Source organism: Kitasatospora arboriphila, from assembly GCF_039528095.1.
Lineage (GTDB): Bacteria > Actinomycetota > Actinomycetes > Streptomycetales > Streptomycetaceae > Kitasatospora > Kitasatospora arboriphila.
Genome location: NZ_BAAALD010000217.1, coordinates 1 through 1,316 on the forward strand (window position 1 = coordinate 1; position 1,316 = coordinate 1,316).

The window sequence follows — 1,316 nt, forward strand, 5'->3', positions numbered from 1 at the left end:
GGGCCTTGACCCCGGATGTTGGACACGGGCTATGCGGCTTCAGTCAGGGTAGTTGATGTTGCGTTGAGTGTGGCCTCGTAGGCGATTGGGCTGCGGTGTCCGAGGCGGGAGTGGCGGCGGACGGTGTTGTAGCGGTGGGCCCAGCGGAAGACCGCCAGGCGGGCCTCACGCTCGGTGGTCCAGCTTCGGCGTCCTTGCAGCAACTCCCTTTTGAGGGTGGCGTTGAAGCTCTCGGCCGCGGCGTTGTCCGCACTGCTGCCGATGGCGCTCATGGACTGGCGAACGCCTGCTCGTCGGCAGGCGTCGGTGAACGCTCTGCTGGTGTATTGACTGCCGTGGTCGGTGTGCAGGACGGCTCCGGCCAGGTTGCCGCGGGTGCGTCCGGCCGCATGCAGGGCATCGATGACCAGGTCGGCGCGCATGTGATCGGCCAGAGCCCAGCCGGCCAGGCGCCGTGAGGCGAGGTCGATGACGGTCGCCAGGTAGAGAAATCTCCCGGCCCCGACGCTCAGGTAGGTGATGTCGCCGACGTACTTGGTGTTCACCGCCGTGGCGGTGAAGTCACGGCCGATCAGGTCCGGGGCCTTCACGGCCACCGGGTCAGCGATGGTGGTGCGGCGGGGGCGACGCAGCCGCAGGCCGGCGATGCAGGCGGCCTTCATCAGCCGGGCGACGTTCTTGTGGTTGACCCGGTGCCCTCCGTCGCGGAGCTCGGCGGTGATCCTGGGGACGCCGTAGGTTCCGTCCGATGCCGCGTGGGCAGCTCGTATGCGGGTGGTGAGCTGAGCGTCCGAGCTCTGGCGGGCGGCCCGCTCGGGGGCGGTGCGGCACCAGTGGTAGTAGCTGGATCGGGCGACCCCGAGGACCTGGCACAGCCGCTTCACGCCGTAACGGCGCTGGTGGTCGGCGACGAACTGGAAGCGGGTCACCAGCGCGTCTCCCCGGCGAAATACTTCGCCGCCTTGCGGAGGATCTCCCGCTCCTCCTCCAGTTCGCGGACCTTGCGGCGCAAGGCCTCGTTCTCCGCCTCCAGCGACGACGCGGTCGCTGCCGGCGCGGTGGCGGCCGGCGCCGCGGCCCGGGGCGTGGGCCTGCCGGCCGCCCGGATCCAGTTCCGCAAGGTCTCCGGATTGATCCCGAGGTCGTCGGCGACCGATTTGATCGTCGATCCAGGACGCGACTCGTACAGCGCGACCGCGTCTGCCTTGAACTCCGGCGGGTAGTGCTTCATCACCATCTGTGCAGGACTCCTGCCCACCCAGGCCCATCAAGGTCCGAGTGTCTCTGGTGTCCAACATCCGGGGTCAAGCCCCGAG

1 protein-coding gene is annotated in these 1,316 nt (G+C 69.1%); it reads right to left on the reverse strand.

Translation table 11 applies throughout. The annotated features are described in order from the left end of the window. Nucleotides 1-29 precede the first annotated feature (29 nt). A protein-coding gene (locus ABD353_RS39575) for an IS3 family transposase (protein WP_425555354.1) occupies nucleotides 30-1,237 on the reverse strand; the annotation gives its coding sequence in 2 pieces (ribosomal slippage) (nucleotides 30-940 and nucleotides 940-1,237; 1,209 coding nt in all). Nucleotides 1,238-1,316: the final 79 nt, after the last annotated feature.